Raw genomic sequence first — 2,707 nt, 5'->3', positions numbered from 1 at the left:
AAACTCGATCGCTTTTTGGTATTCTCCTAGGGAATAGTAAACAGCGCCTAAATTATTGTAGGAATTCCCTTCACCCCCCCGATCACCGATTTCCCGTGTGATTGCTAAGGACTGTTGATAAAACTCGATCGCTTTTTGGTATTCTCCTAGGGAATGGTAAACATTGCCTAAATTATTGTAGGATTTCCCTTCACCCCCCCGATCACCGATTTCCCGTGTGATTGCTAAGGACTGTTGATCAAACTCGATCGCTTTTTGGTATTCTCCTCTGGAATAATAAATATCTGCCAATGAGTTGAGACTCGCAACTAAATCAAGTTCTAGATTTAACTCTTTTTGTAAATCGATCGCTTTTTGATAATACTCGATCGCTAAATCTTGTTCCTGACGATAATCTGACAATGGCAGATTTGATAAACGATGGTTATAAATCTTAGCTAAACTGGCATATAAACTGGCTAATCTTGGCTCTTTATTGCCTTTATTTACCTCGATTTGCTCGATTAATTCTAACAGGTCTTCTTTAGAGATAAAAGGAATATCTTTATCTATAGTAATTTCGTCAAAAGATTGTAAAATCGGTAAAAATTCCTGACAAGGTAAAAAGTTACTTGGAGGAGAAATAAAGCGAAAAACTCCTTTTCTCCAACTCCAAAAATCGGGGGACTTTTTGCGTAAATTTACTTCCACTGTGCTTGTTACCCAAAGAACAATGGAATAGGGAAATTCTCGCAGTCCTTCCCTTGTCCATTGCAGATAACCAAAAAATTTATCTAGTTCCGATTTTTCCTGTTGCCATTCGATCGAGTGTAATTTTTCCACTCCTGTGGTTGTGATCACGGCATTTTTGCTTTGTAATAACTCTGGTTTTCTGGAGACTAAACTAGCAATTGCTGCTCTTAAACTCGGTTCTTTTTGATCTAAATCAATCCGATAACAAGGGATTACTGGTTCTAATTCTTTGCTATAGCGATCAATAATTTGTTCTCGCAATTTTTCCTGATCACACACACAAATTAATATATTTAATCTCTCTTGATTTGCCTCTAGAGACACGATTAAACCTTCGTATTCTCTTTCGTTTTGGTCGATAATTATAGATGTTTCATCATTCATAATAAGTGGGTAGGTGTTAAAAACTGTCAGATACCCCCCCTTATCAAGGGGGGATCGATCTTCAATTTAATTATAACTACTTACTTATCCCATTCAAATTGTTCCCCTTTTTTTCATTAACTCAACGACAATCGGATGCACATTATACCAGAGATCGCCATTACGGTATTCTAAAATGTATAAACCATGCAGCAGATCTAGAAAATTTTGATCCTTGAGATCCGTGGGTTTTGAGTGTTGATAAACAGTTTTAATAATTTCCTCATCTGCTTTACCTATACTTTCGGCAAAATCGAGACTAAGTTCTGTGATTGATTGTTCTAAAACAGCTTGATCAATTTTTAGGGTATTATCATCAGGATAACGACGAACTGAGCGCAAACAAACCCGACAGCAATCATTAGTAATGCGAATTAATTCTCGTAATACTCCCCCACTATAAAGACAAATTTTTTCGAGGGTATCAGGATCGATTAAAGCGGGATCGATGCGCTTAGTGATAATCTCGGTTAAAGTAGCAATAATTTGCGGATCGGGTATAGCATTAGGTGAATTAATTTCTCCCTGTTTAAAGAGTTTATATACAGGCATTTGTACGATCTGATCGTTGGTTTCTGTTTGGAGAGTTGCCTTTAAAGCTACTTCTCTTAAAGCGGCGATCGGAATAGTCATAATAATCCGAAAACCGGGCAACATAATCGCTTTAATATGGGATTGAAAAATATCCCTTACCTGTGCTAACTCAATTTTATCGATGTCATCAACAATTACTAAGATTTTTTTCTGACTTTGGGACTCGATCGCACTAGCGATAATGTTAATTTGGGCAACTAAATCGGTAATTCTCCGCTCATATTTTTGTTTGATTTCCTGGCGAATAGTCGAATTAATCTTGAGAATTCCTTTAATGTGAGCTAGTAAAGTAGAAAAGTTAAAACCTGTTTCGACAGTGGTATCTGCTTGATTAGTTTCGGTGCGGATTTGTTCGGCAAACCATTGATAAAAGCTTTTTTTAATAGAATCTTTAATAGTTAAATTTTGGGTTTCCGCTTCTGACATCATCTGAACGGCGATCGAGAATAAAATATTAACATGATTTACGTCTGACATCTCGATCATGTCTGAGATCGAGAAGAAAACAACAAAATAGCGATCATCTAACTTTCTTTTAAATTCGTAGAGTAGGGTTGATTTACCACAACCCCGATGTCCTGCTAGAATAATTTTTCCGTCTTCCCAAGGACTATCTTCTACCAATTGTTCTAATTCGTCGATAATTTCTGTGCCGTATTCGACAGCAAAACGCTGTAATTCTTTATCCGATCGCAGCGGTAAAAGTTCCAAATTACGATAGGCTTCTCGAAAGGGTTCCAGTAAAGGACTAACCATGAGTAATTAAATTAAGTGGGTGGGTGGAATTAAATATAAGATGAACGTAGGTTGGGTTGAAGCATGAAACCCAACGCCTGCATGGGTTACTAACCATGAGTAATTAGGGTCTGCTGAAAAAGTTTTTCGGTGGGGGTTGGGGGTTGGGGGTTGGGGGTTGGGGGTTGGGGGTTGGGGGTTGGGGGTTGGGGTGTGGGGTGTG

At 38.0% G+C, this 2,707-nt stretch carries 2 protein-coding genes; both read right to left on the bottom strand.

What is annotated here, in order from left to right; genetic code table 11:
• Nucleotides 1–1,116 (bottom strand): tetratricopeptide repeat protein (locus EWV84_RS17860; protein WP_287079102.1); only part of this gene is annotated, 1,116 nt, incomplete at its 3' end.
• 93 nt (nucleotides 1,117–1,209) lie between these two features.
• Nucleotides 1,210–2,505, bottom strand: coding sequence for a P-loop NTPase fold protein (locus EWV84_RS17855; RefSeq protein ID WP_287079101.1), 1,296 nt, complete (start codon nucleotides 2,503–2,505; stop codon nucleotides 1,210–1,212).
• Between the last annotated feature and the right edge of the window lie 202 nt (nucleotides 2,506–2,707).

Source organism: Microcystis sp. M_QC_C_20170808_M3Col (assembly GCF_007095505.1).
Lineage (GTDB): Bacteria > Cyanobacteriota > Cyanobacteriia > Cyanobacteriales > Microcystaceae > Microcystis.
The sequence above is the reverse complement of the archived record's forward strand: the minus strand, read 5'-3'. Positions and strand labels throughout refer to the sequence as shown.

What these genes read in the sequence shown, in the direction of transcription:
- EWV84_RS17855 (WP_287079101.1), bottom strand. Translation starts at nt 2,505, where the DNA reads ATGGTTAGTCCTTTACTGGAACCCTTTCGAGAAGCCTATCGTAATTTG.